We start from the raw sequence: 25,511 nt of genomic DNA, 5'->3' as shown, positions 1-25,511 counted from the left end.
TAGATGTGTATTTTGATGGATTGGCAGAAATTAGAGCAGGCATCGACTCAAGTTTTTGATCGAGTTTCGCCAATAACCAATATAGAAGAAATTAGCTAATGTCGTTAAATTTTTCATATTCGGCCGGGATCCCTCCCGGCTCTGTTATAACTCCTTGGGCTCATCGAGCGGTGCGGGTGTTTCACCTGATGCTGGTTCTTCGCCGCCGCCTGCCTCTGTTACCTCTGGCTGTTCAGGTTCCAAGATGGCTTCATCTTCCGGTTATGGTTCCGGTATAAACTCCGGCTCATCGCCGCCAGGCATCTCGACACGCAGATCAATCCAACGACCGGCAGGAATGTCGATCGGCTGACCTTCCTTGTATCCGGTCTTGGCGTTCTGTGCGAACTTCGGCGCGGTAGAGTTAACACGGTGGAAAGTCTTGATCAACAGATCGCCGGTTTCATCAACTTCATAATCTACCCAGACCAGCGGCAGCTTGTTGCGGTCAATCGGTATCTCAATGCCACCATCCACCCCGCCCCACTCAGCATCAGCATTAAAGCCGAGAGTGCCAGAAATACGATAGACGCCCTCAAAACATACCACGGTACGTTTATAGAACGTGTACCACGCCATTTCACTAGGGCAGCTTACAGCATCATCCGGGTTGATGAGTTTGCAGGGGTTAAAGGCTCTGATGATCTGGGTGATACACCGTATGGTGATTACGAAGTTTCGCGCCGTGTGTCACCACTGAAATAGCATGCGCCGTGTCGGCGGCACCGTAGCGAAAGCGAGCGCGGATATCCGACGAAATTGATGTATGAAGTTTGGCTGCTGTGGCCGACTAGAGATCGGCCGCCATTCTTAATTTTGCTCTTTAAAAATAAAAAACATCTAATAGATACCAGCTATGAATTTCCACGCTGTCTATTTAGACTTAATCTCGTAAACAGTATTAATAGAAAAGTGAGCAAATAGGCTGAGCAGTAACATATAGACAAGCATCCAAGCTATGCCTTTGAAAAAATTATAAAATGCATCTAGTGTTGGTTTTTCCATAACACTATCAGGTAAGATCATAATGTCATAAGCATAGGAGCAAAAGACGCCTACGGATATAGTGAGTATAAAACTTATGAACTTTGCAATCAACTTCTTATATTTAAATGTTGATACGTTACCGTACCCCCAGTTTTTACCTCTCTTAAGTAACAAATACAACAGGCCAGAGGAAATTATGATAGCGAAAACACCGTAAATTCCTGGGTGTGAAAAGTTGGCACTACCAGTAGTGAAATTGTAGAGCAGCACGCCTAACACACCGATACATATGTTTTTAAAGTTATCAGTAGCGATAGCATAGTAATACTCATTTCCTTCATGAGGGACTCGCTTTAATTTTCCCACAGGAGATCCTTTTGATGTAATTATTTCGCGTGTGAACTATTTTTTGTTGAAGGTATTATAAAGAAATCAAGATGGATTTCAATATAAACACACATGATGTGTGAGTAATTAACCGGGAGGATCTGCGCTATGCGGGCGCCCTCCCATCTTTAAACCCGATTTTCCCTTAGCGAAAAGTTGCCAATTCTGGTGGGGTTTCGCTTTGCCGAAAATCAGTGTGGGGTAATTAGCGATGTTCAACACAATCACAATTGATACAGAAACAATGGATGTAAAGCCATCGGCAGTGATCCTTTCTATCGGGGGATTCGCTTTTAATATTCAGGATGTAAAAGGCGGTCAATCATCGATCCTTGAGATAGCCCGCAACCCCGAACTGGCGAACTATTCCCCCACTGCATCAACTGGCCTGGTTGATACTTTCGGCCAGTTGATGCAGGGCCGGACGGTCAGCGCTCAAACGCAGCAATGGTGGCAAAAGCAGGAAGAAGAAATCCATGAAGCGCTTGCTGGTCAACGTGAACCACTGAGCCAGGCGCTGGTTAATCTTACCGCGTGGATCCAAAAGCACCCGGACGCGCGCATATTCTTCCGCGGCACCGATTTTGATGGCTCGATCCTCGAAAATGCTTACCGTACCTGCGGCCTAACATGCCCTTGGCATTTTGCTGGTAAGCGCGATGTTCGTACGTATATCGACGCCATGGTGAAAGGTAACAAAGGCTACTTGCCGAAAACCCACCAGCCATGCTTTGCCATGGTTAAACACCATTCTCTGCATGATGCGATGAATGACGCAGAACAGATGGCTATCGCCTACCAGGTGAATTCTCAACAGGTAGCTAATAATGGCTAAACCATCTGCTGAACGTAAAGCAGAACAGCGCGCCCGGCAACGGGCCGCTGGTGATGTGGTTCGGGAATTGCGCCTGGATGCGCAGGAAAACCAAATGTTCGAGGAGGCTTGCGTGATCCGCCGTCCGGGCCGGGAACCGTATGACTTCAACGAGTACGTTTCCATGCTGATCCGTAAAGACCATGCGGAACTGAAAGAAAGGTTGGCGGAGTTGAATGGCAAGAAGTGCCAGCGGTGCGGCGAACAGCTGCCGGTCGGTAAATGCTGTCTCGATACCGAGGCGGCATGCTGGGTAAACCTTGGCTGGCATGATCTTAAATTAATGTGACATGTCACACCCGTATGCGGCGGGTTATGTGTGGAGGTAATGGCCATGAACACGATGTTTTTGCTGATGGCTGAGTTCGAAAAGGTTAATATCCCCCTATCCGATATAGCCGAGAAATACCTAGGTATGCGGCCCTCAACTGCGGATCAGAAAGCCGCCGAAGGTAAATTGCCAATTGCCACATTCCGGATCGGCAACACCCAGAAGGCACCGCGCCTGGTGCATGTTCAGGACTTGGCCGACCATATCGACAAACAGAGAAAGAACGCCAAAGAGGAGTTGGAGCGCTGCAAGTAAGGAAAAACCCACGGCAGCGAATCAGCACCCCAATAGCACCCCTTGATTACATAACCAATTGATTTAAAAATATCATTAATCATATGTACCATCGAGGTAATTTTCTTGCTAACTATAATGAGACCGCTATGAGCTACCGTGTTATTGCCCTCGATTTAGACGGCACTTTGCTAGACAACCAGAAACGTATCTTACCGCAGTCGCTGGCCGCGCTGGAGGAAGCCCGCGCCGCCGGGGTGAAAGTTGTGGTGGTCACCGGCCGTCATCACGTGGCTATCCACCCGTTCTATCAGGCGCTGCAAATCGATACGCCAGCCATTTGTTGTAACGGCACCTATCTGTACGACTTCCAGCAGAAAAAGGTACTGGCGTCCGATCCGTTGGCAAAAGAGCAGGCCAAGCAGGTACTGCAACTGCTCAAGCAAAACGCTATTCACGGCCTGATGTATGTGGACGACGCCATGCTGTATCAGGAAACAAGCGGTCATGTGATCCGTTCGCTGGCTTGGTCTGAGACTTTGCCGGTAGCCCAGCGCCCAACGTTGTTGCAGGTCAACAGCCTGATGCAGGCGGCGGATGACGCGCAGGCCATCTGGAAGTTTGCCACTTCACATAGCGATCTCCCAGCGCTGCGCAGCTTTGCCGAAATGGTAGAAAAAGAACTGGGCCTGGCCTGTGAATGGTCCTGGCACGATCAGGTGGACATTGCCAAAGGCGGTAACAGCAAGGGTAAACGCCTGCAGCAGTGGGTGGAGTCACAGGGGTTGAGCATGGATCAGGTGGTCGCCTTTGGTGACAACTACAACGACCTGAGCATGCTTGAGGCCGTTGGGCTGGGCGTTGCCATGGGTAATGCCGATAATGCCATCAAGGAACGTGCAGACCTGGTGATTGCCGATCACCTGCAGCCAGGTATTGCCGAAGTGATCCGTTCTCGTGTGCTGAATTAACAAAAACGACCCCTCACCCTAACCCTCTCCCACAGGGAGAGGGAACAGATCGAGCCGCTATTAATTACAGAAAACTACCCTACCACGGCCCTGTATCAACTCACTTTTCGTAGGGAAAGGGACCGATCACGTTGGGTTGAAAATTCGGTAACGCACCTTGCATGAGGGAGCGGTCGAGTTTGCTGAAGTGACCTCTTTATTTCCAAACGAGCAGGGGCTAATAGCTCCCTCTCCCTGTGGGAGAGGGTTGGGGTGAGGGGCCATCGCGGCTGATCGACACGCTCTTGACCTGTGCATACAGCCACTGACCGGGCCTGATAGCCAGATCGTCACGTGCCCATGGGGTGATGCGCGCCCAGAGGATGTTTTCCCCGACCATCAGCTTCACTTCAACCTGCCCTGCCACATCCAGACACTCCGCCACCTTGGCGGGCAAAATATTACGAATGCTGCTGTTGGCTGGCGGTTGCAGCACTAAAGAAACGTCGGCAGCGTTGATACGAATACGCATCTGGCTACCGACCGGCGCTTCAATACCGCCGACCCACAGCCGCTGATCGCCCAGTGCCAGCGCGGTCATGGCATATCGCGGGTGATGTTCAATCACGCTCACGCTCAACACGCTGCTCTGATCTTCTCGCTGTAGCCAAGGCCGCAGCGCGCTGCTGGCCCAAACCTCCTCCAACCCGCCATACGCACGCACCTGGCCGTGATCCAATACCATCACCTGCTCTGCCAGGCGCAAGATCTCGTCCATGCTGTGGCTGACATAGAGAATGGGGATATTGACGTCCTGCGCCAGCCGCTCCAGATATGGCAGCAGCTCACGCTTGCGTGGCATATCGAGCGAGGCCAGCGGTTCATCCATCAGCAACAGTTCCGGCGCGGTCAACAGCGCCCGACCAATCGCGACACGCTGTTTCTCTCCGCCGGACAGGGTCAAAGGCAAACGGTTCAGCAATGGTGCAATCCCTAACAGCTCGACAATGCTGTCAAACTGGCCGCGCATATTGGCCGCCATACCGTATTGCAGGTTGCCACGCACGCGATAATGCGGGAACAGGCGCGCATCCTGGAAAACATAGCCAACGCGGCGTTTTTCCGGCGGCAAACAGACACCACTGGCGGTATCTACCAGCGTGCGGCCATTAAGCACAATACGCCCCTGCTGCACCAGCGTCAGGCCGCCGATAGCATTGATCAAGGAAGTTTTACCGGCCCCGGAAAGCCCGAAGATCGCGGTGATCCCCTGAGCCGGCAGATTAGCCTGCACGTTGAGATTGAGATCGCCAAGCTGCTGGGAGAAATCCAGTTCTAACATCTATAAGCCCATACGCTTGCGGCCCCAGCGGGCCAGCCATTCGGAAACCATCAGGGCAGCCAGGGCCAGCACGATGGCAATCACGCACAAACGCGCTGCCGCCGCCTCGGCCCCTGGCGTTTCGATCAGGGTGTACATTGCCAGCGGGATGGTACGGGTTTCACCAGGGATATTGGAAACAAAGGTGATGGTGGCGCCAAACTCGCCCAAAGAGCGGGCAAAGGCCAGCACCACGCCAACGATCACACCGGGAAGCGAAAGCGGTAAGGTGATGGTGAAAAATACTCGCCACGGGTTGGCACCCAGGGTACGGGCCGCCTGTTCCAAGCGGATATCTACCGCTTCCAGCGACATGCGGATAGCACGTACCATCAGCGGGAATGCCACCACCGCCGAAGCCAGGGCGGCACCGCGCCAGCTGAAACTGAAGCTGAAACCAAACCAGTTATATAACCATTCGCCGATAAAGCCGCGCCGCCCCATGGCAATCAGCAGCAGATAGCCCACCACTACCGGTGGCAAGACTAACGGCAGATGAACAATGCTATCCAACAACGATTTACCGGGGAAATTGCAGCGAACCAGGATCCAGGCCATTAAAATACCCAGCGGCAAACTGCAGATCACCGCCAGGCTGGAGACTTTCAGGCTCAGTTCGACCGCCTGCCATTCATACTCACTTAATATCATTTACGCGGGGTGAATCCATAACGTTCGAAGATAGCCGCAGCGGCCGGAGTCTTCAGGTAATCGTAGAAAGCCGTCACGGCTGGCGTCTGGTGATCTTTAACGATGGCCATTGGATACTCAACCGGCTTGTGGCTGTCTTCCGGGAAGATGGCAATCACTTTGACCTTGTCGCTGGCCACGGCGTCCGAGCCGTAAACGATACCCAGCGGGGCTTCTTCGCGCTCAACCATGGCCATAGCGCTGCGCACGTTATTGGCCCGCGCCAGCTGAGGTTCCAGCGTGGTCCATGCCCCCAGGTTCTGCAACGCTTCTTTGGCGTAGATGCCCGCAGGAACATGATCCGGATCGCCTACGGACAGGCGGCCACCGTTGAGCAATTTGGCCCAGTCGGTTTGCTTGTTGATAGTGATTTTATCTTGTTTGGCCGATTTGGCGGCGATCAGCACCAGTTCGTTGCCTAGCAGGGTATAACGAGTGTCTTTCACTATCTGCTGCTTATCAATGGCATAATCCATCCATTGCTGATCGGCAGAGATAAACATATCCGCAGGCGCCCCTTGCTCAATCTGGCGTGCCAGCGTTGAGGAGGAAGCAAAAGAGGAGACGACTTCGACGTCTTTGCCTTTCTGGTATTCGGTGGCGATATCTTGTAAGGCGTTGGTCAGCGAGGCTGCGGCAAACACGGTGATTTTCTCCGCCGCAGAAACCTGTGCCACCAGCCCGCAAGCCAATGCCACACCGCCAACCCAGTTAATCCATTGCTGTTTCATTGTTTTCTCCGCAAGTTAACCATCATCACATCGCTATGTAAAAAATAATATAACGCAGCGAGAACGATTGTCATGCGGTTTATCGGCAAAGCGAGAGATAACTTGAGAAATACCCACCAAGAGAGCTCGGCGGGCATTTGGGAGGGGGATTAGCTGCGGTTTTCTTTAGGATGGCCAACTTTGGAGAAGATGTTGAACACCTCGCCCAAGCCATAAATCAAGCCTAAAATAATGGCCATCACTACCGGCACCATGACCACGGCAAACAACAGACTTTTCAATAATTCTAACATCGTAGCCTCACTTGACTGCTTTAAACCGCTGCGTAGGCTTCACTGTAAACCAAAACGCAGGCGAAAACGCGGTTATTTTACCGACTGCGGGAAATTTGTAACCGGCTAAACGTGCTCAGTTGGCGCTTTGCGGCAAATCGGCGACAATAGCCTGACTTACTGCCTTATAAGGACCCATCATGCAGGCCGAGATCCTCCTTACCTTAAAGCTGCAGCAGAAACTGTTCGCTGACCCACGCCGCATCGCGCTGCTCAAGCAAGTGGTGCATACCGGCTCGATCAGCCAGGGAGCCAAACTGGCGGGGATCAGCTACAAAAGCGCCTGGGATGCCATCAACGAGATGAATCAGCTGGCCGAGCAGACGGTGGTCGAACGCGCTACCGGCGGCAAAGGCGGCGGCGGCGCGCAGGTGACCCGTTATGGCCTGCGGCTGATCCAACTTTACGATCTGCTGGGCCAAATCCAGCAGAAGGCCTTTGACGTGTTGCAGCAGGACTCTCTGCCGTTGGACAGCCTGTTGGCCGCCATCGCCCGTTTTTCCTTGCAGACCAGCGCCCGCAACCAGTTTTTCGGCACCGTGATTGAACGCGACCATCAGCAGGTCCAACAGCATATCAGCCTGCTGCTGGCCGACGGCAACACCCGCCTGACCGCTGCCGTGACTCAGCAAAGCGCCGACCGGCTACAGTTGACGCCGGGCAAAGAGGTGTTAGCCCTGATTAAAGCGCCTTGGGTGAAACTCAGTACCGATCAGGCTTCGACCGGCCTGGCCGATAATGCGCTGCCGGGAAGCGTAGCCAGTATTCAGCCTGGTAGCGATCACAGTGAGGTTCTGGTCACGCTTAACGGCGGAGAAACGCTATGCGCCACCGTCAGCAACCAGGAACTGGCACAGTTGAAACTGAGCGTCGGCACGCCGGTACACGCCTTGTTCAATGCCGATCGGGTGATTGTCGCGACGTTGTGTTAAACGCAACGTCACGTTGCAGTATTGCCGATTGACATCTTTTCCGCTTGCGCCTATTTCTAAGGAAATTAATTGCAGAATAGGGAACATAGGATGTCGTCGTTGCACATTTCGCAAGGTTCATTTCGTCTAAGCGATACCCGCACGCTGGAGCTGGATCGGCTTGATATTCAGTCCGGCGATAGCTGGGCATTCGTCGGGGCTAACGGCAGCGGGAAATCCGCGCTGGCCCGGGCGCTGGCCGGTGAGCTGACGTTGCTGAAAGGCGAACGCCACAGTGATTTTCGTCAAGTAGTGCGGCTCTCCTTTGAGCAGTTGCAAAAGCTGGTCAGCGACGAATGGCAACGCAACAATACCGACCTGCTTAGCCAGGACGAAGACGACACCGGGCGCACGACGGCGGAAATCATTCAGGAAGAGCTCAACGATCCCGCTCGCTGCACACAGTTGGCTGAGCAGTTTGGTATCACGCCGCTGCTTACGCGCCGTTTCAAATATCTCTCTACCGGTGAGACCCGCAAAACTCTGCTGTGCCGTGCCCTGATGGCCCAGCCCGATTTATTGATCCTCGATGAGCCGTTCGACGGGCTGGACGTCAATTCACGCGCTCAGCTCGCCACTCTGCTTGGCGAACTTTCACAGCAAGGTTATACCGTGGTCCTGGTGCTCAACCGGTTTGATGAAATCCCAGACTTCATTGAGCAGGTCGGCGTACTGGCCGATTGCACCCTCACCAGCCAGGGGCCACGGCAACAGGTGATGGCCGATGCGCTAGTCGCCCAACTGGCGCACAGTGAAAATCTCAACGGCTTGACGCTGCCAGAAACCGAAGATCCCACACAGGTCATCAGGTTGCCGGACGATCGGCCACTGATCGTTCTGCGTGATGGCGTAGTCAGCTACAACGATCGCCCCATCCTCAACCAACTCAGTTGGCAGGTTAACCCCGGTGAACACTGGCAGATCGTCGGCCCGAACGGGGCGGGAAAATCCACCCTGCTCAGCCTGATCACCGGCGATCATCCGCAAGGCTACAGCAACGATCTGACGCTGTTTGGCCGCCGACGCGGTAGTGGAGAAACCATCTGGGATATCAAACGCCATATCGGCTACGTCAGCAGCAGCCTGCACCTGGACTATCGGGTCAGCTCCAGCGTGCGTAACGTGATCCTGTCCGGTTTCTTTGATTCGATCGGTATTTATCAGGCAGTTTCCGATCGTCAGCATCAGTTGACCTCACAATGGCTGGCGCTGCTCGGGCTTGGCGCTATGGGCGATGCTCCCTTCCATAGCCTGTCCTGGGGCCAGCAACGCCTGGCGCTGATCGCCCGGGCATTAGTCAAACATCCGGCGCTGCTGATCCTCGATGAGCCACTGCAAGGCCTGGATCCGCTAAACCGCCAATTGGTAAGGCGCTTCGTAGATGTGTTGATCCAACAGGGCTCAACCCAGTTGCTGTTTGTTTCACACCACGCAGAAGACGCGCCGCAATGTATCACCCACCGTTTCTCCTTCATCCCTGAAGGCGATGGCTACCGCTATCAGCAAGACGTCCTGGCGTAACATACTCGGGATGAGTGCTACAGCGCTCATCCTGAGGACATATCCGGCAACACTTCCTCCACTACGCATCACATTTGGCCTTTTATCCTTAAAGGGTACAGAAACGTTTTGGGAGAAGGTATGTCCGCCGCGCTGATTATGATTGACCTGATTGAAGATCTGGCTGGCCCTAAAGGGCGGGCGAATCACTGCCACGAACAGCTCGTAACGCGTGATGTGATCGCGCACGTCAATGCTGCTGCGGCCTACGCGCGGGTGCGTAAAATCCCGGTGATTTGGTTGCGCACCGGTTTTGCCGACAATTACCACGATATTCCCCGACACTCGCCGCTGTTCAATCAGCTCAAACATATCGGCGCACTGCGTTTAAGTAACGGGGGATGCCATTGGCTGGCCGGTCTGGAGGTAAAAACCGAGGATCTGTGCCTAGAAAAGAAAGGGCTCAGCGCGTTTGCCGGTAACAATTTGTTAGCCTGGTTACAGCAGCACCGCTGCCACCACCTGTTATTGGGCGGTATCAGCACCCCGCTTGCCATTGAGAGTACCGCCCGACAGGCGCACGATGCAGGCTTACAGGTAACGGTGCTACAAGATCTGTGCGCCGCCCCAACGGAAGAGATCCACCAGCAGAGCCTGGAGACCTTGCAGAACCTTGGGGAGGTTATGCGTTCGCAGGCGTGGATGCGCGGTTAAAACCACGACACCATAAGTTTGAGACAGGAGGGAGTCATGCAGCACAATTAGAAACAGCTAGTTAGCCGTTATAAGCACGATTAACTACTGTCCCGACCTTTATATTCATCCTGTTGTGCTACTATCCCATTTAGTGCTCATTTATATTTAACCAGACATTAACACGCCGGATTTCCGGCATTGAGCGCCGTGTATCTATTTAAAGGGATAGCTATTATGTGGGGCGTACTTTCGGCTTCGTTGTTTTTTTTGCCATTTAACCGGCTGATTGCCTCAGTAGTATTGGCGGCGGCTGCTGCAATGGGGGTTTACCATCATGTCCTGACGCCCGTCGGGCTGGGCTATCTGGCGGTTATCGCCATTGCCATCTGGCTTCATCAACACTATCGCCAGCAGCGCAGCATCGCGCTAGCGCTGGAAGTATTTTTAGTCGCCTGCTCAATCGCTCTGTTTTATCACCTGATACCGGGCTTCAATAACCAATTGATGGTCGATCAGGTCAAAGTGGGCCCGATGAGCTCGCTGTATTCCATGTATTACAACTTCGATAAGGCACTGGTCCCCTTTCTGCTGTTAGCCTGCCTGCCAACGCTATTTAACGCGGGCAAGCCTGACAAACAAGTAGGCGTCAGCGCCTGGCTGATCCTGGTGCTCTGCATACCTGCGGTGCTGCTGTTGGCGGTGGCGCTCGGTGGGCTGAAAGTTGAGCTGCATCTACCCTCCTGGATCCTGGCCTTCATTATGGCCAACCTGTTTTTTGTTTCGATGGCCGAAGAAGCGCTGTTCCGTGGCTATTTGCAGCAGCGTCTGCGCCAGTGGCTGGGTGCCTATCCGGCACTGATTATCACCGCCCTGCTGTTTGGAGCCGCTCACTTTGCCGGTGGCATGTTGATGGTGGCATTTGCCACGCTGGCAGGGGTGATTTATGGCCTGGCCTGGATGTGGAGCGGCCGTCTGTGGGTGCCCATTCTCTTCCACTTTGGGCTAAATCTGGTCCATTTGCTGTTCTTTACCTACCCGGCTTACCAATATTAGTCCCCCTCCAGGCCGGCAGAGTTCTCTGCCGGCCTGTCCAGTGTAATCGCTACCACTTAACCCACCCTGCTGCCTTGCCTACCTCAACCGAATTAAAGCCTCAATCGATGTAAGCGATTCCATTTTTCGCGCTAGATCACCTTTTTCTCACCGCGGCCGTGCTATCTTCTAGCCATTATTTTCCAAAATGCACTCGGCTATAGTCGGTCACGCAGCAGGTGAAAGCGATTACAATTAGCCCCGTCGCTAGATAAAGGAAGCGCAATGCCTGATTTCAATCCTATCGATCATCCACATCGCCGTTTTAATCCCCTTACCGGGCAATGGGTGCTGGTATCTCCGCACCGGGCCAAACGCCCGTGGCAGGGCCAACAGGAATCCCCCGCTCAGGAAACACTGCCAGCACACGATCCCGACTGCTTCCTTTGCCCCGGCAACACGCGCGTAACCGGTGATAAAAACCCTGACTATCCAGGCACCTACGTGTTCACCAATGATTTTGCCGCCCTGATGCAAGATACCCCGCAGGCGCCGGAAAGTGACGATCCGCTGATGCGTTGCCAAAGCGCCCGTGGCACCAGCCGGGTGATCTGCTTCTCCCCCGATCACAGTAAAACGCTACCGCAGCTGACGCTACCCGCACTGGAACAGGTGATCGCCACCTGGCAGGAACAGACCGCCGATCTGGGGCGCAGCTACCCCTGGGTACAGGTGTTTGAAAATAAAGGGGCCGCGATGGGCTGTTCCAATCCTCACCCGCATGGTCAGGTATGGGCCAACAGCTTCTTGCCGAATGAAGCCGAACGAGAAGATCGCCTGCAACAGGAGTATTTCAGCCAGCATCAGTCCGCCATGCTGGTGGACTATGCTCAGCGCGAGCAGGCCGACGGCAGCCGTACGGTGGTGGAAACCGAGCACTGGTTGGCGGTTGTCCCTTACTGGGCAGCCTGGCCGTTTGAAACGCTGTTGCTGCCAAAAGCGCCGGTACAGCGCCTGACCGACCTTAGTGCAGCACAAAGCCGCGATCTGGCCATTGCGCTGAAGAAACTCACCAGCCGCTATGACAACCTGTTCCAATGCTCTTTCCCTTACTCCATGGGCTGGCACGGCGCGCCCTTCAACCAGGCCGATAACCGCCACTGGCAACTGCATGCCCACTTCTACCCGCCGTTACTGCGCAGCGCCACGGTGCGTAAATTTATGGTGGGCTATGAAATGCTGGCGGAAACCCAACGCGACCTCACCGCAGAACAAGCCGCTGAACGCCTGCGTGCGGTCAGTGATATCCATTACCGCGAAGCCGGAGTGAAATAATGAGTCTGAAGCAACTTACCCAAGCCCTGTTTACCGAACACTTTGGCTACGCACCCACCCTGACGATCCAGGCTCCGGGACGAGTCAATCTGATCGGCGAACACACCGATTACAACGACGGCTTCGTCCTGCCCTGCGCCATTGATTATCAAACCGTGATCAGCGGGGCTCCACGTAACGATCGCCAGATCCGCGTATTGGCCGCCGATTACGAGAACCAGCAGGATCAGTTTTCGCTGGATGAGCCTATCTTCAGCCACGCCAATCTGCGCTGGGCCGACTATGTGCGCGGCGTGGTGAAACACCTGCAGACCCGCGATGCCAATTTTGGCGGTGCCGATCTGGTGATCAGCGGCAACGTCCCGCAGGGCGCCGGGCTCAGCTCTTCCGCCTCACTGGAAGTGGCCGTCGGGCAGGTGTTGCAGGCGCTCTATCAATTGCCGTTGGACGGCGTAGCGCTGGCGCTGAATGGCCAGGAAGCGGAAAACCAGTTTGTCGGCTGCAACTGCGGCATTATGGATCAGCTGATTTCTGCGTTGGGCAAGAAAGATCACGCCCTGCTGATCGACTGCCGCTCTTTGGAAACTCGGGCGGTGCCAATGCCAGCCGATGTCGCCGTGGTGATCATCAACTCCAACGTCAAACGCGGCCTGGTCGACAGCGAATACAACACCCGCCGGCAACAGTGCGAAGCGGCGGCTCGCTTCTTCGGCGTCAAGGCGCTGCGCGACGTCAGCCCGGATCTGTTCTTCCCGATCCTGCACGAACTGGATCCGATCGTGGCCAAACGGGCGCGCCATGTGATCACCGAAAACGATCGCACCCTGGCCGCTGCCGATGCCTTGGCCGCTGGCAACCTGAAGCTGATGGGCAAACTGATGGCTGAATCACACGCGTCGATGCGTGATGATTTTGAAATTACCGTGCCCCCTATCGATACGCTGGTCGAGATTGTGAAAGAGGTCATTGGCGATCGTGGCGGTGTGCGTATGACCGGAGGGGGCTTTGGGGGGTGCATCGTGGCCTTGATGCCGCAGGATCTGGTAGAGTCGGTACGTACGGCGGTAGCCCGCGAATATCCACTGCGAACCAACGGCCTGCAAGAAACCTTCTACGTCTGCAAAGCTTCACAAGGATCCGGTCTATGCTGAGTGATAACTCCGCCGTTGCCCCAGACGGCCAGCCCTTTATTCTCACCACCCTGAAAAATGCCGCGGGAATGACGGTCACGTTGATGGATTGGGGCGCAACCTGGCTTTCCGCCTTGCTACCGTTGAAATCAGGGGAGCAACGTGAGCTGCTGCTGGGATGCCAAACCCCGCAGGACTATCTGCACCAGGGGGCCTATCTGGGGGCCACGGTCGGGCGCTATGCCAACCGTATTGCACATGCCAGCCTAAACATCGATGGCAAGCCACACCCACTGATCGCTAATCAAGGGGAGCATCAACTGCACGGCGGGCCAAACGGCTTCCACGCTCGCCGCTGGCAGATAGTAAAGCAGGATGAGCAGCAGGTGGTTTATCAACTCCATTCGCCAGACGGTGACCAGGGCTTCCCTGGCAACCTCGACGTGACGCTGACTTATCGACTCACCGCCGATCACCGGCTGGAGATTGAGTATCAGGCACAGACCGATCGCGCCTGCCCGGTCAATCTGACCAACCATGCTTATTTCAATCTGGATGGCGCAGGCCACGACGCCCGACAACAGCGCTTACAACTGTTCGCCGACCGTTATCTGCCCGTGGACGGCGATGGCATCCCCAGTGCCGAACTGACGGCGGTTGCAGGAACCGGGATGGATTTCCGCCAGCCGAAAACCCTGCAGCAAGATTTATTACGCGACCGCGATCAGCAACGGGTTAAGGGTTACGACCATGCTTACCTGTTACACGATACCTGCCACGGGTTGGCAAGCCCGGCGGCTCACCTGTGGTCTGCCGACGGCAAGGTCGCGATGACGGTGTTCACCACCGCGCCAGCGCTCCAGCTCTACAGCGGTAATTATTTGGGTGGCACACCGGCGCGCGACGGCAGTAGCTACCAAAATTACGCCGGCATAGCGCTGGAAAGCGAGTTCCTACCGGACAGCCCGAACCACCCAGAATGGCCACAGCCGGACTGTTGGCTACAGCCTGGGCAGCGTTATCAGAGCGCAACGCACTATCAGCTTATTCCTATCTGAGCCGCCACGCCCCTTGTCATGCGGTAAGGGGCGTGATTGTTATAATTGCTTACATTGCACCCCCAGGCCGTTACCTTTCCTTATTGCCAACCCCGCACTAGAATCAGGCTACCGTGGTATACACAAGCCCGTGAGTGATATCACAATTTTCGGCCTGCTGGCCGTTCAATAGCTGAAGGAACACCTAATGCGTCTGATTACTGCACTTCCATTACTGGCAGGTTTATTGCTGAGCACCAACCTGATGGCTGCCGACACCGCAGCAAAAACGCCTTCTCCGGCGCAGGCTGCCCAGCAAAAACGCATGACCGATTGTAATCAACAGGCTACCACCCAATCGCTGAAAGGTTCTGACCGTACCACCTTCATGAGCACCTGCCTGAAGGCCGAAGGCCACCATACCGAGAAGGCCCTGACACCACAGCAGCAGAAGATGAAAGACTGTAATGCCGACGCCGCTAAAAAGAGCCTGAAAGGTGACGAGCGTAAAACCTTTATGAGTAGCTGCCTGAAAAAAACCTCCTGATACATTAACGCTGTGGCGCGGATGAATAGCTCTCGTTCGCGCCCTTCGACCAGCCTGAACGATTCAGCTTTTTCCTTTGCGCCCCTCTTACCTTGCGGCCAAAAATTGGCTATGGTTAACACTATGCCTAGTGGCAGTAAGGGTTAGACAATGTCGCACGTCGTACGAAACCCTCGACTTTTAGTGGATATATTCACGGGTATATCGATTGCCGAGTAAGTAGCAGCAGAATATAATGATATTCGTTATCATTAAACCTTCAGATTATTAAGGAGTTAAGCTATGGCTGTAACTAAGCTGGTTCTGGTGCGCCACGGCGAAAGCCAGTGGAACAACGAAAACCGCTTCACCGGTTGGTATGATGTCGATCTGTCCGACAAAGGCCGTACCGAAGCAAAAGCAGCGGGCAAGCTGTTGAAAGACGAAGGTTTCTCTTTCGATTTCGCTTACACCTCCGTACTGAAGCGTGCTATCCACACTCTGTGGAACATTCTGGATGAGTTGGACCAGGCCTGGTTGCCTACCGAAAAGTCCTGGAAGCTGAACGAACGCCATTACGGCGCGCTGCAGGGTCTGAACAAGGCTGAAACCGCAGAAAAATACGGTGACGAGCAGGTCAAACAATGGCGTCGCGGCTTCGCAGTCACGCCCCCAGAGCTGACCAAAGAAGATGAGCGCTACCCGGGCCACGATCCGCGTTACTCAGCGCTGAGCGAAAAAGAGTTGCCGCTGACCGAAAGCCTCGCGTTGACCATCGATCGCGTTATCCCTTACTGGGACGAAGAGATCCTGCCACGCATCAAGAGCGGTGAGCGCGTGATCGTCGCGGCTCACGGTAACTCCCTGCGTGCACTGGTGAAATATCTGGATAACCTGAGCGAAGACGAGATCCTCGAGCTGAATATCCCAACCGGCGTGCCGTTGGTGTATGAGTTCGATGAGAACTTCAAGCCAATCAAACGTTACTACCTGGGTAATGCCGATGAGATCGCAGCCAAAGCTGCGGCCGTCGCCAACCAGGGTAAAGCGAAGTAAGATTTCGCCTCTGAAATGCAACAAGCCCCCGGTGTTGAGCCGGGGGCTTTTTTTATTGCTCTTTGATCCTCGCTGCTTCGATAGCCTGCAAACGCGCCTGCATCTCTGGATGAGTGCTTAACCACTCCGGCACCTCCAGTGCCACGGTTGACGTGCTTGCCGCCTGCTGCAATGCGCGGTAAAGATCTTCCATCGCCAATAACGAACGCCCCTGGCGCTGCATTTCCGCGATTGCCCAGTCGTCTGCCTCACGCTCCACGCTGCGGGAGAACTGCATTTCATGCATAAATGAGGCCGATTGCAGCAAAGTATCGCCGATGCCGCTGACATCGCCGGTCATCCACATAAACGTCAGTGCCACCAGGGATGAACGCACCACCATGCGCATAGGATGACGGTACGCATGATGTCCCATTTCATGGAGCATCACCGCGACCAGGCCGTCTTCATTGGTCGCCAACTTGGCAAAATCGTCGGTGATCACCAAAGTCCCGTCAGGTAACATGAACGCATTGGCAACCTCTGGCACCGCCAGTAATTTCAATTTGAGCGGAGTGCGCTCGTGCCGCATCTGCTCCGGCATCACCTGCAAGAATAGCTTCTGTATCGCCTGCTGTTTCTCGGCAGGCAATTGCGACGGCTTGAAGCCACTGGTTTGCAGGAAATCGAGCGTATGTTTACCCAGCTTCTGTTCGGCCGCGGTAGGAATGCGCATGGCGATTTCACTGCTCGCCCAGGGGAGAACCAGGAAAACATAGGCCAGGGTCAACAGGACGGTTAGCAACAACGTCAGCAACACGCCACGCTTATAACGCTCTAAGCGGTGCACCAACCCCGGTGAACGGCGTTGATAAAACCACTGGCGGAATGACGCATCATTGGCGGGTACAAACCGGCCACCGTCTGGAAAGGTCAGCGTCAGAGGAATGCGTCCCAATGACTCGGATACGGTAATTTGCGCTAACGAAAAATAGCGATGCTCGCCATCATATTGCAGCGTTACCCCATCGCCCATATCGTTTAACAGCAGCCGGGCCGCCTGTTGGGCGGCCCGGCCAGGGCACTGATAGTGTCCTTCAAGGATCATCAGTCTTTACTCAAAAACTGGTGCCCAGATCGAGCGCCTGTACGGCTTCTTCAGCGATAGCGGTATTGGCCGTATCGTGATGAGCCTGTACCGACAACAGCGACAGATCGCCTTCAACCTGGGTTGACTCAGCAATATAGCGAGCATGACGTACGTGTGCCACCGGAGCTGCAAGGCCCAATGAGAACACGGTGATCAGGCTGTTGGTGATCAACAATCCCATATACGGCAGAGTCTGCATGGAAGAACGCAGTTTAACCTCACCTTGCAAGGTGGTTTGGTTGAACACGTAGTTACGCTGAGCGACAACCATATAACTGCTGGAAACCATCACACCTAGCAACAGCACCAACATCATCATGAACAGGCTACCAATATTATTTGCCATCTGGGCTTGCAGCATTGCATCGGACATACCGCCAAACAACGCCATTTGGAATAAGCTGACAAAGAACGAGCCAACCAGGACCAAGGCGATGACCAGGAATGGCAAGAAGATCAGCAGGCTGAACAGTGCAATCTTAATGAACTCTGCTTTCTTGAATTCGGCCACAAAAGGTGAAGTACCAAAACGCAGGTTGTTCACATACAGATCATGTTGCAGGGTAGCCAGGATACCATTGATAGCGGCCAGCATCGGTACAAACAGGATGACCGTAATAGCTGCCAGCACAAGGATCGCAGTCGGGCTGCCCAGACTGCTGCCAATCAAACCTAATACGATCATAACCGCATACAGGCCAATCACTAGCAGTATCGGGCAGAACAGTAATACCCAGTAGGCACGCCCGGTCTGGCATAAGTAATTGAAGCGAACACCACGATAGCTAGACATAATAGCGTTATAACGCCAGCTACGGATGATAATCCAAGGGATCAACGCAAGGAGTGCCAGCATGGCAATCATGCCAAGCAATGGGCTGATAAATAAAAGAATATAGAACAGGATCACGGCGCCGATCACCAGCAGACGGCCCTTGAGGATTTGCATTGGCTGCGCGTGGTAATCAAAGCGGTCGCCATTCAATTCGGTATTGCCATAAAAATAACGACGACGGCGCACCGTTGCCCAGGCTGAGTATATTCCCAACGTAATAGCCGTCAGTAATATGTTAACCAACCAGATTGCGAAATACTCCCCACCCGTACCACGAAAATAAATTTGATGCCGAGAACTATTGTTTTCCATCAGCTATTCATCCTGAAATTAAAGTCATTCACCATCATGCCCTTATTTTTAGATTGGGTATTTTGGTTGTAAAAAACGCATCATCATAATCATACCGTGCGGCAAGAGCAAATTGTGTTTGACTAGTAACAGTTACGCGAGATGAAAAACAGCGGCGGACAAATAAGATGTTTCCTGGAAATAAAAATTATGGGCGGTAATACCAACTTATTATCATCAAAAAAGGCCCAACGGAACGAGGAAAGCTCTACGAAATTAGTATAATGTCAGATTTTATTCTGGCGTTATTGTTGCAGGAGTCAATTCTTAAAATCACCCTAAGGGTTGGGCCCCGCAGCAATGCTGCAGGGCCACAAACACGGGTAGCTTATCGGCTACGGCGCGCCTTCACCGCTGCGGCCAGATCGCGCAGTACGGTTTCGGTATCTTCCCAGCCAATGCAGGCATCGGTCACGCTTTTGCCGTAAACCAGCGGCTCGCCGCTTTCCAGGCTTTGATTTCCTTCCACCAGGTGGCTTTCGATCATCACCCCGATAATGGCTTTTTCACCACCACGCAGCTGCTGGCAAACGTCCGCGTTCACCTCCAGCTGTTTTTTAAACTGCTTGCTGCTGTTGGCGTGGCTGAAGTCGATCATCACCTGTGCAGGTAAGCCCGCTTTGGCCAGCCCCTCTTTCACTTCTTTCACATGGGCCGCGCTGTAGTTTGGCTCTTTGCCGCCACGCAGAATAATGTGGCAGTCGCCATTGCCGCTGGTGTTAACAATCGCGGAATGACCCCATTTGGTGACGGACAGGAAACAGTGCGGTGCGCCAGCGGCATTGATAGCATCGATCGCGACCTTGATGGTGCCGTCGGTGCCGTTTTTGAAGCCCACCGGGCAAGACAGGCCAGAGGCCAGTTCACGATGCACCTGGGATTCCGTGGTGCGTGCGCCGATCGCTCCCCAGCTCATCAAATCTGCCAGGTATTGCGGAGTGATCATATCCAGGAACTCGCCCGCAGCAGGCAAACCGCCGTCATTGATATCCAACAGCAGCTTACGCGCCAGGCGCAGGCCTTCGTTAATCTGGAAGCTGTTATCCATTTGCGGATCGTTGATCAGCCCTTTCCAGCCAACGGTGGTACGTGGTTTTTCGAAATAGACGCGCATCACTACTTCCAGCTCACCACTGAGCTCCTGGCGCAGGGTCATCAGGCGCGCGGCATACTCTTTCGCCGCTTTGGTATCGTGAATGGAACAAGGCCCAATCACCACCAACAGGCGATCGTCATTGCCACGCAGGATGTTGTGGATCGATTGGCGAGCCAGTGACACCGTCTCTGCTGCCTGAGCCGAAGCCGGAAACTTTTCCAACAGGGCCACCGGCGGCAGGAGTTCCTTGATTTCTTTAATGCGTAAGTCGTCGTTTTGGTAATTCATCACTTTTCCATTCGGTATCGGGTGTATCGCACAGCGCGTAGAGTAGATTTCACCAATCTAGCTTGTGAGGCTTGCGCTGTAAATCACCTTTAGATCCCATAATCACCATCGGCAAATATTCAGCTCTCTACCAGGGCAGCCTATAATGAGCTAAGTAACGGCCAAGATTGGACTTTGGCACCCGACAAACTTTGCAATAAGGATAAGTAATGACTGGAGCTTCCCATGTCCATCAACCTAAAGACGGCAACAGTAAGCGCCTACTAGCCGCATTTTTAGTCACCACCCTCTTCATGGTTGTCGAGGCCGTGGGCGGGTTGCTTTCTGGCTCACTGGCGCTGCTGGCAGACGCCGGGCATATGCTGACGGATTCCGCAGCCCTGCTCGTCGCCCTGATGGCGGTGCACTTCTCACAGCGCAAACCCAACGCCCGCCATACTTTTGGCTATCTGCGCCTAACCACATTGGCCGCCTTTATCAATGCTGCCGCATTACTGCTGATCGTCGTATTCATCCTGTGGGAGGCCGTACGGCGTTTCTTCGACCCACAGCCAGTGATGGGTACCCCAATGCTGGTGATCGCCGTAGCAGGTCTGCTGGCTAACCTGTTCGCCTTCTGGCTGCTGCACCGCGGCAATGAAGAGAAAAATATCAATGTGCGTGCCGCCGCTCTACATGTTCTTGGGGACCTGCTCGGCTCAGTCGGGGCGATCGCTGCAGCCATCATCATTCTGACTACCGGCTGGACCCCCATCGATCCGATACTCTCGGTCCTGGTTTCCTGCCTGGTATTGCGCAGCGCCTGGCGCCTGCTGAAGGAGAGTTTCCATGAACTGCTGGAGGGAACACCGCAGGAGGTAGATATCAATAAGCTGCAAAAGGATCTGTGCCTGAATATTCCGGAAGTCCGTAACATCCATCACGTGCATGTCTGGCAGATTGGCGAGCAAAAGCTGATGACGCTCCACGCCCAAGTGATCCCGCCACACGATCATGACGGGCTGTTACGTCGCATCCAGGCCTATTTGCTGGAGCATTACCAGATTGGCCATGCGACGATCCAGATGGAGTACCAGCATTGTGATACCCCTGACTGTGGTATTGCGAGTGACCACTCACACTCCAGCCATCTGGGGCATCATCATTAACATCCAGGGGCGCTGGTTACGCCCCTGACGTATCAAGGTGCTGAAGAAAGAGGTTGGGAGTGATTCTTCGCGGCGCTGCGTACCCATAGCCAGGAGCCATTGAGAGCAATCAGCGTCAAAATGACGTATTCCAGCGCCATGGCGTACACGCCCTGGTAAGCAAAGATCGCCACGCTGATCACATCAATCACTACCCACAGTAGCCAGTTTTCGACGTACTTGCGCGTCATCAGGATCATGGCGACGATAGACAGTACCATCATGGCTGAATCCCAGAACGGGAAAGCATCCGGTTGCAGTTCTGGCATCTGTACGTTAAGACCCAGCCCCTGCATCACCGCCACCGCAATTTGCGTCAGATAGGCAAACACCCGGTCGATATTAAACGTCATCAACGCAATACCAACCACGCACACCGCCCCCCATGCCAATGCTTTAGGCAGCGGTAACCAACGGATCTGCAATTCGGCCTGATTATCCTGCGTCTGGCGGCTCCAGGCGTACCAGCCGTAAATATTGGCCACGAAGAAAAACAGCTGCAACAACAGGCTGGCGTACAGCTGGATCTGAAAGAAGATCACCGCAAACAGCGTGACGTTGATCAGGCCAAACAGATAGTTGATGATTTTCTCTTTGCTGGCATACCAGATACAGAGTAAACCAAACAGCGTGCCGATGGCCTCAATCCACGACAGGTCATAACCCCCTGCGCCAATCGGAATATGGACCAAAATATTGCCGGTGCTGAAAAAGCTCATGTATATTCCTTAAAAAACGTAAGCCTGGATTCAGGCGTTGCCTTTAACCTGCATTTTCAACTGCGCTGCAAAGTCCAGCATGCGGTTGAGCGGGATCAGCGCCTTGTCACGCAGTGCGCCATCAACAAAAATCTCATGCTGTGAGCCCCCTTGTTGCAGCCCTTCGGCAATAGCCTTCAGGCCGTTCATCGCCATCCACGGGCAGTGGGCACAGCTACGACAGGTGGCCCCCTCACCGGCAGTAGGAGCTTCAAACAGTTCTTTATCCGGACAAGCTTGCTGCATCTTGTAGAAAATACCGCGATCGGTGGCCACGATCAGTTGCCGGTTGGGCAAGGTTACCGCCGCCTGGATCAGTTGGCTGGTCGAACCGACGGCATCAGCCAGATCGACGATCGCCTGCGGTGACTCTGGATGCACCAGAATCGCAGCCTCCGGGTATAAGGCTTTCATACGTATCAGCGCCTGGGTTTTAAACTCGTCATGGACGATACAGGCCCCCTGCCAGCACAGCACGTCTGCCCCGGTCTGCTTCTGCACATAGTTGCCCAGATGGCGATCCGGCGCCCAGATGATTTTCTCCCCCAGGCTATCGAGATGTTCAATCAGCTCAACGGCAATGCTGGAAGTGACCACCCAATCGGCCCGCGCTTTGACGGCTGCTGAGGTATTGGCGTAAACCACCACGGTCCGATCTGGATGGCTATCGCAGAACGCGGCGAACTCCGCCTCGGGACAACCGAGGTCCAGAGAGCACTCGGCATGCAGCGTTGGCATCAACACCTGTTTTTCTGGGCTAAGGATTTTGGCCGTCTCCCCCATAAAACGCACGCCAGCAACCAGCAATGTCGACGCAGGATGTTGGCTACCGAAACGTGCCATCTCCAGTGAATCGGCGACGCAGCCACCCGTCTCTTCGGCCAGCGCCTGGATTTCGGGATCGGTATAGTAATGAGCCACCAGGACCGCATCACGCTGCTTGAGCAAGGTTTTGATCTTCTGCCGATAAAAAGCCTTCTCTGCGACGTCTAACGGCACCGGTTTCGGCGGGAATGGGTATATCGCCGCATTGACATCAAACATTTCACTCATCACTGTTATCTCTATGCTAGGCTGTGGGTCTGCTTTTAGGCCGTATCCTGCCGCTTGCTCAACCGCCTCGTTTTATATACTAAACAAAATACCTAATTTTTGACTAAAAGTCGCTTAACATTTCTTTCTATGGATAGATTTGTTTAATGGGCTGAAATTTTGGTTGAAATGAGAAGCTTTGAGCTCAAAAGATAACGGCTAGGTGCAGTGATTTATAGGAGAGTGGGTCTGGCAGGATGACCGGCCACCGCCGTTGTCTCGCAAGCGAGACTCGAACCTGAGCGCAGGATCTCACCCGCACGACTGGTGCGATATGACGTGCTGGAGTTTGGAGTTAGTGCTTTGGAATTTTTAAGATGGTGGGTCTGGCAGGATGACCGGCCGCCGCCGTTGTCTCGCAAGCGAGACTCGAACCTGAACGCAGGATCTCACCCGCACGACTGGTGCGATATGCGATTTTATTGCTGGGATTTTATTATTGAGAATTCTTGAAGATGGTGGGTCGTGCAGGATTCGAACCTGCGACCAATTGATTAAAAGTCAACTGCTCTACCAACTGAGCTAACGACCCACTGATGTGGTTTACTGCTAAATCTTAAAATGGTGGGTCGTGCAGGATTCGAACCTGCGACCAATTGATTAAAAGTCAACTGCTCTACCAACTGAGCTAACGACCCACTGACGTGGTTTACTTCTGAACTATGAATACAGAATGGAGGACTGTATTGTCGAAATAGATGATTTACATGGAACTAATTCCACTAAACATCCTTCACGATTCCAGTTTTACCAACCCATTAAGAATTGGTGGGTCGTGCAGGATTCGAACCTGCGACCAATTGATTAAAAGTCAACTGCTCTACCAACTGAGCTAACGACCCACTGTAGTGGTGGGTGATGACGGGCTCGAACCGCCGACCCCCTCCGTGTAAAGGAGATGCTCTACCAACTGAGCTAATCACCCACTGTCGTGGTTACTACTTTAGAAATTGGTGGGTCGTGCAGGATTCGAACCTGCGACCAATTGATTAAAAGTCAACTGCTCTACCAACTGAGCTAACGACCCACTGTCGTGGTTTACTACTAATTTCCTTGCTGCTTTAACATCTTGCAAGTTGTCTTGGCAACGGCGGCATATATTACTAATTTATCTCAGCAGCGCAACCTAAATTTTGGCGCAATAGGTTCAACTGCTTGTTCTTCACGCGAATGAGCCCAGAATTCGGTCAAATCGACTAACTTCTGGGCTCGATTTTTACTTATAAACTCGCTTCGCGTTTCTTGGCCTGCTTGGCCGCATCGCTGGTCGGGTACGATTTGATCACCTGCTGGTAAACGGCTTTGGCTTTATCAGCCTGCCCTTTTTCCTGCATGATCACCCCAACTTTATACATCGCGTCCGGCGCCTTGGGTGATTTTGGGTAACTCTTAACCACCACTGCATAATAGTATGCCGCGTCTTCCTTCTTACCCTTGTTGTAGTACAACTGGCCCAGCCAATAGTTGGCATTAGGCAGGTAAGTGGATTTCGGATACTGCTTTATGAAAGCCTGAAAAGCGGAGATCGCCTGGTCATACTGCTTTTTTTCCAGCGCCAGTGAAACAGCGGCGTTGTAGTCGCTGTTTTCATCGCCCGTACTAGCCGCAGCGGCTGTCGCACCCGCAGGGGAGCTGCCAGCGCCGTCAGAGGACGCCGCGGCGGCTGTACCACCTGCGGCCCCCGCTGCTGCACCAGCGGAATTCTGTGCGCCACCCTGGCTAAGGCTATCCATCTGTTGATAGATCTGTTTCTGGCGTTCAACCACCTGATTCAACTGATACTGACTTTCCTGGATCTGCCCACGGAGCGTATCGATATCGCGTTGGTTGTCAGAGAGTTGTTGCTGGAGTTGGTTTAAAAGCTGGCCCTGAGCATTACTGATACGCTCAAGTGATGTGACACGGTCTTCGACCGAGCCGGACCCGACATTACTGATTGGCGCTTGGGCAGTAGCGGCCCATGGGACCGCTACGCCAACCAGTAACGCCAGACTCAACAGGTGACGTCTGAAGTTACTGTTCATGCGATTCTCTTAGTAAACCAGAACGGCACGACGGTTTTTAGCATAGGCTGCTTCGTCGTGGCCCAGTACTGCTGGTTTTTCTTTACCGTAAGAAACGATAGAGATTTGGTCAGCAGAAACGCCTTTGCCTTGCAGGTACATTTTAACTGCGTTAGCACGACGCTCACCCAGAGCGATGTTGTATTCTGGCGTGCCGCGCTCATCCGCGTGACCTTCAACAGTCACTTTGTAGGATGGGTTGTTACGCAGGAAAGCAGCATGCGCATCCAGCATCTGAGCGAACTCAGAGCTGACGTCATATTTGTCCAGGCCGAAGTAAACAATGTTGTTACGTTGCAGTTCTTGCATCTGCAGACGTGCTTGTTCTTCAGAAGACAGGTTGCTGCTGCCGTTTTCTGTACCAGTGCCAGCGCCCATACCGGATTGATCGTTATTAGCGCTTTTGTTAGAACTACAAGCTGCTACAGCCAGAACTGGCAGTGCCAGCAGAAGCCCTTTCAGCACTTTGTTCAGTTGCATTTCTTTGATCCTT

The 25,511-nt window shown here is 53.6% G+C and carries 27 protein-coding genes and 5 tRNA genes; 14 read left to right on the top strand and 18 right to left on the bottom strand.

Features of this window, described 5'->3' with window-relative positions:
* Nucleotides 1-261 precede the first annotated feature (261 nt).
* Together KGP26_RS08405 and KGP26_RS08400 are read right to left on the bottom strand one after the other, a co-directional pair.
* A complete protein-coding gene (locus tag KGP26_RS08405; protein WP_223665270.1) occupies nt 262-618 on the bottom strand; it encodes a hypothetical protein in 357 nt (118 codons plus the stop codon).
* A 294-nt stretch (nt 619-912) separates the two neighbouring features.
* Nucleotides 913-1,392, bottom strand: coding sequence for a hypothetical protein (locus KGP26_RS08400; protein ID WP_094982695.1), 480 nt, complete (start codon nt 1,390-1,392; stop codon nt 913-915).
* Between the two features lie 232 nt (nt 1,393-1,624).
* Here KGP26_RS08400 and KGP26_RS08395 point away from each other — a divergent pair, with 232 nt between their 5' ends.
* The 4 genes from KGP26_RS08395 (at nt 1,625) to KGP26_RS08380 (ending at nt 3,823) form a co-directional block, all read left to right on the top strand.
* Nucleotides 1,625-2,248, top strand: coding sequence for a 3'-5' exonuclease (locus KGP26_RS08395; protein WP_223665269.1), 624 nt, complete (start codon nt 1,625-1,627; stop codon nt 2,246-2,248).
* On the top strand, nt 2,241-2,576 hold the full coding sequence (locus KGP26_RS08390; protein WP_094982693.1) for a hypothetical protein: 336 nt from the start codon (nt 2,241-2,243) through the stop codon (nt 2,574-2,576). The genes KGP26_RS08395 and KGP26_RS08390 overlap by 8 nt, the downstream gene beginning before the upstream one ends.
* Nucleotides 2,577-2,621: 45 nt before the next feature.
* The gene (locus tag KGP26_RS08385) at nt 2,622-2,873 is read left to right on the top strand and encodes a pyocin activator PrtN family protein (RefSeq protein ID WP_094982730.1); all 252 of its coding nucleotides are present in this window, start codon (nt 2,622-2,624) and stop codon (nt 2,871-2,873) included.
* A 128-nt stretch (nt 2,874-3,001) separates the two neighbouring features.
* Complete coding sequence (locus KGP26_RS08380; protein ID WP_059200182.1) at nt 3,002-3,823, top strand: pyridoxal phosphatase; 822 nt, start codon at nt 3,002-3,004, stop codon at nt 3,821-3,823.
* Between the two features lie 217 nt (nt 3,824-4,040).
* Here KGP26_RS08380 and modC read toward each other — a convergent pair whose 3' ends face one another.
* The 4 genes from modC to KGP26_RS08360 all read right to left on the bottom strand — a co-directional run bounded on the left by modC (nt 4,041) and on the right by KGP26_RS08360 (nt 6,897).
* A complete protein-coding gene (gene modC, locus KGP26_RS08375; RefSeq protein ID WP_059200181.1) occupies nt 4,041-5,144 on the bottom strand; it encodes a molybdenum ABC transporter ATP-binding protein ModC in 1,104 nt (367 codons plus the stop codon).
* Entirely contained in the window at nt 5,145-5,834 is a 690-nt protein-coding gene (modB, locus tag KGP26_RS08370; RefSeq protein ID WP_021180337.1) for a molybdate ABC transporter permease subunit, read from the bottom strand. It abuts the gene before it with no gap.
* A complete protein-coding gene (modA, locus tag KGP26_RS08365) occupies nt 5,831-6,604 on the bottom strand; it encodes a molybdate ABC transporter substrate-binding protein (RefSeq protein ID WP_021805243.1) in 774 nt (257 codons plus the stop codon). Before modA ends, modB begins: the two co-directional genes overlap by 4 nt.
* A gap of 149 nt (nt 6,605-6,753) precedes the next feature.
* A complete protein-coding gene (locus KGP26_RS08360) occupies nt 6,754-6,897 on the bottom strand; it encodes an AcrZ family multidrug efflux pump-associated protein (protein WP_021180335.1) in 144 nt (47 codons plus the stop codon).
* 179 nt (nt 6,898-7,076) lie between these two features.
* On the opposite strand from KGP26_RS08360, the gene modE reads away from it, so the two are divergent.
* From modE to gpmA, 9 genes are all read left to right on the top strand, one after another.
* Nucleotides 7,077-7,868, top strand: a complete 792-nt coding sequence (gene modE / locus KGP26_RS08355) for a molybdenum-dependent transcriptional regulator (protein ID WP_209528013.1) — start codon at nt 7,077-7,079, stop codon at nt 7,866-7,868.
* 90 nt (nt 7,869-7,958) lie between these two features.
* Nucleotides 7,959-9,428, top strand: a complete 1,470-nt coding sequence (modF, locus tag KGP26_RS08350) for a molybdate ABC transporter ATP-binding protein ModF (protein ID WP_021805245.1) — start codon at nt 7,959-7,961, stop codon at nt 9,426-9,428.
* A gap of 120 nt (nt 9,429-9,548) precedes the next feature.
* Nucleotides 9,549-10,121 carry a cysteine hydrolase family protein gene (locus KGP26_RS08345; RefSeq protein WP_094982690.1) on the top strand — a complete coding sequence of 191 codons (573 nt, stop codon included), beginning with the start codon at nt 9,549-9,551 and terminating at the stop codon, nt 10,119-10,121.
* Between the two features lie 216 nt (nt 10,122-10,337).
* Entirely contained in the window at nt 10,338-11,156 is an 819-nt protein-coding gene (locus tag KGP26_RS08340; protein ID WP_021180331.1) for a CPBP family intramembrane glutamic endopeptidase, read from the top strand.
* Between the two features lie 264 nt (nt 11,157-11,420).
* Nucleotides 11,421-12,470: a galactose-1-phosphate uridylyltransferase gene (galT, locus tag KGP26_RS08335; protein ID WP_021180330.1), complete on the top strand. Its 1,050-nt coding sequence runs from the start codon at nt 11,421-11,423 to the stop codon at nt 12,468-12,470.
* Complete coding sequence (galK, locus tag KGP26_RS08330; RefSeq protein WP_223665268.1) at nt 12,470-13,621, top strand: galactokinase; 1,152 nt, start codon at nt 12,470-12,472, stop codon at nt 13,619-13,621. Before galT ends, galK begins: the two co-directional genes overlap by 1 nt.
* Nucleotides 13,615-14,658 carry a galactose-1-epimerase gene (gene galM, locus KGP26_RS08325; RefSeq protein ID WP_223665267.1) on the top strand — a complete coding sequence of 348 codons (1,044 nt, stop codon included), beginning with the start codon at nt 13,615-13,617 and terminating at the stop codon, nt 14,656-14,658. Before galK ends, galM begins: the two co-directional genes overlap by 7 nt.
* Nucleotides 14,659-14,845: 187 nt before the next feature.
* Nucleotides 14,846-15,184 carry a PsiF family protein gene (locus KGP26_RS08320; protein WP_021805250.1) on the top strand — a complete coding sequence of 113 codons (339 nt, stop codon included), beginning with the start codon at nt 14,846-14,848 and terminating at the stop codon, nt 15,182-15,184.
* A gap of 282 nt (nt 15,185-15,466) precedes the next feature.
* On the top strand, nt 15,467-16,219 hold the full coding sequence (gpmA, locus tag KGP26_RS08315; protein ID WP_021180326.1) for a 2,3-diphosphoglycerate-dependent phosphoglycerate mutase: 753 nt from the start codon (nt 15,467-15,469) through the stop codon (nt 16,217-16,219).
* A gap of 52 nt (nt 16,220-16,271) precedes the next feature.
* On the opposite strand, the gene KGP26_RS08310 is transcribed toward gpmA, so the two are convergent.
* The 3 genes from KGP26_RS08310 to aroG all read right to left on the bottom strand — a co-directional run bounded on the left by KGP26_RS08310 (nt 16,272) and on the right by aroG (nt 19,918).
* Complete coding sequence (locus KGP26_RS08310) at nt 16,272-17,306, bottom strand: M48 family metallopeptidase (RefSeq protein WP_223665266.1); 1,035 nt, start codon at nt 17,304-17,306, stop codon at nt 16,272-16,274.
* A 10-nt stretch (nt 17,307-17,316) separates the two neighbouring features.
* Complete coding sequence (locus tag KGP26_RS08305; RefSeq protein WP_094982684.1) at nt 17,317-18,495, bottom strand: YjgN family protein; 1,179 nt, start codon at nt 18,493-18,495, stop codon at nt 17,317-17,319.
* 367 nt (nt 18,496-18,862) lie between these two features.
* Nucleotides 18,863-19,918 carry a 3-deoxy-7-phosphoheptulonate synthase AroG gene (gene aroG, locus KGP26_RS08300; protein ID WP_094982683.1) on the bottom strand — a complete coding sequence of 352 codons (1,056 nt, stop codon included), beginning with the start codon at nt 19,916-19,918 and terminating at the stop codon, nt 18,863-18,865.
* 209 nt (nt 19,919-20,127) lie between these two features.
* Between aroG and zitB the strand changes: the two genes are divergently transcribed.
* Nucleotides 20,128-21,066: a CDF family zinc transporter ZitB gene (zitB, locus tag KGP26_RS08295; RefSeq protein ID WP_218519682.1), complete on the top strand. Its 939-nt coding sequence runs from the start codon at nt 20,128-20,130 to the stop codon at nt 21,064-21,066.
* A gap of 32 nt (nt 21,067-21,098) precedes the next feature.
* Here zitB and pnuC read toward each other — a convergent pair whose 3' ends face one another.
* The 9 genes from pnuC to pal all read right to left on the bottom strand — a co-directional run bounded on the left by pnuC (nt 21,099) and on the right by pal (nt 25,498).
* A complete protein-coding gene (gene pnuC, locus KGP26_RS08290; protein ID WP_115158778.1) occupies nt 21,099-21,824 on the bottom strand; it encodes a nicotinamide riboside transporter PnuC in 726 nt (241 codons plus the stop codon).
* 30 nt (nt 21,825-21,854) lie between these two features.
* Complete coding sequence (gene nadA, locus KGP26_RS08285; protein ID WP_094982682.1) at nt 21,855-22,916, bottom strand: quinolinate synthase NadA; 1,062 nt, start codon at nt 22,914-22,916, stop codon at nt 21,855-21,857.
* A 495-nt stretch (nt 22,917-23,411) separates the two neighbouring features.
* Nucleotides 23,412-23,487: transfer RNA gene (locus tag KGP26_RS08280), tRNA-Lys, on the bottom strand.
* A gap of 30 nt (nt 23,488-23,517) precedes the next feature.
* Nucleotides 23,518-23,593, bottom strand: a tRNA-Lys gene (locus KGP26_RS08275).
* A 128-nt stretch (nt 23,594-23,721) separates the two neighbouring features.
* Nucleotides 23,722-23,797 (bottom strand) — tRNA-Lys (locus KGP26_RS08270).
* A 7-nt stretch (nt 23,798-23,804) separates the two neighbouring features.
* A tRNA-Val gene (locus KGP26_RS08265) sits at nt 23,805-23,880 on the bottom strand.
* A gap of 26 nt (nt 23,881-23,906) precedes the next feature.
* A tRNA-Lys gene (locus KGP26_RS08260) sits at nt 23,907-23,982 on the bottom strand.
* 193 nt (nt 23,983-24,175) lie between these two features.
* Entirely contained in the window at nt 24,176-24,979 is an 804-nt protein-coding gene (gene cpoB / locus KGP26_RS08255) for a cell division protein CpoB (RefSeq protein ID WP_094982681.1), read from the bottom strand.
* A gap of 9 nt (nt 24,980-24,988) precedes the next feature.
* Nucleotides 24,989-25,498 carry a peptidoglycan-associated lipoprotein Pal gene (gene pal, locus KGP26_RS08250; RefSeq protein WP_021805257.1) on the bottom strand — a complete coding sequence of 170 codons (510 nt, stop codon included), beginning with the start codon at nt 25,496-25,498 and terminating at the stop codon, nt 24,989-24,991.
* Nucleotides 25,499-25,511: the final 13 nt, after the last annotated feature.

The sequence above is a fragment of the Serratia sp. JSRIV002 genome (assembly GCF_019968725.1).
Classification (GTDB): domain Bacteria; phylum Pseudomonadota; class Gammaproteobacteria; order Enterobacterales; family Enterobacteriaceae; genus Chania; species Chania fonticola_B.
This window is presented reverse-complemented; position numbering and strand designations above follow the sequence as displayed.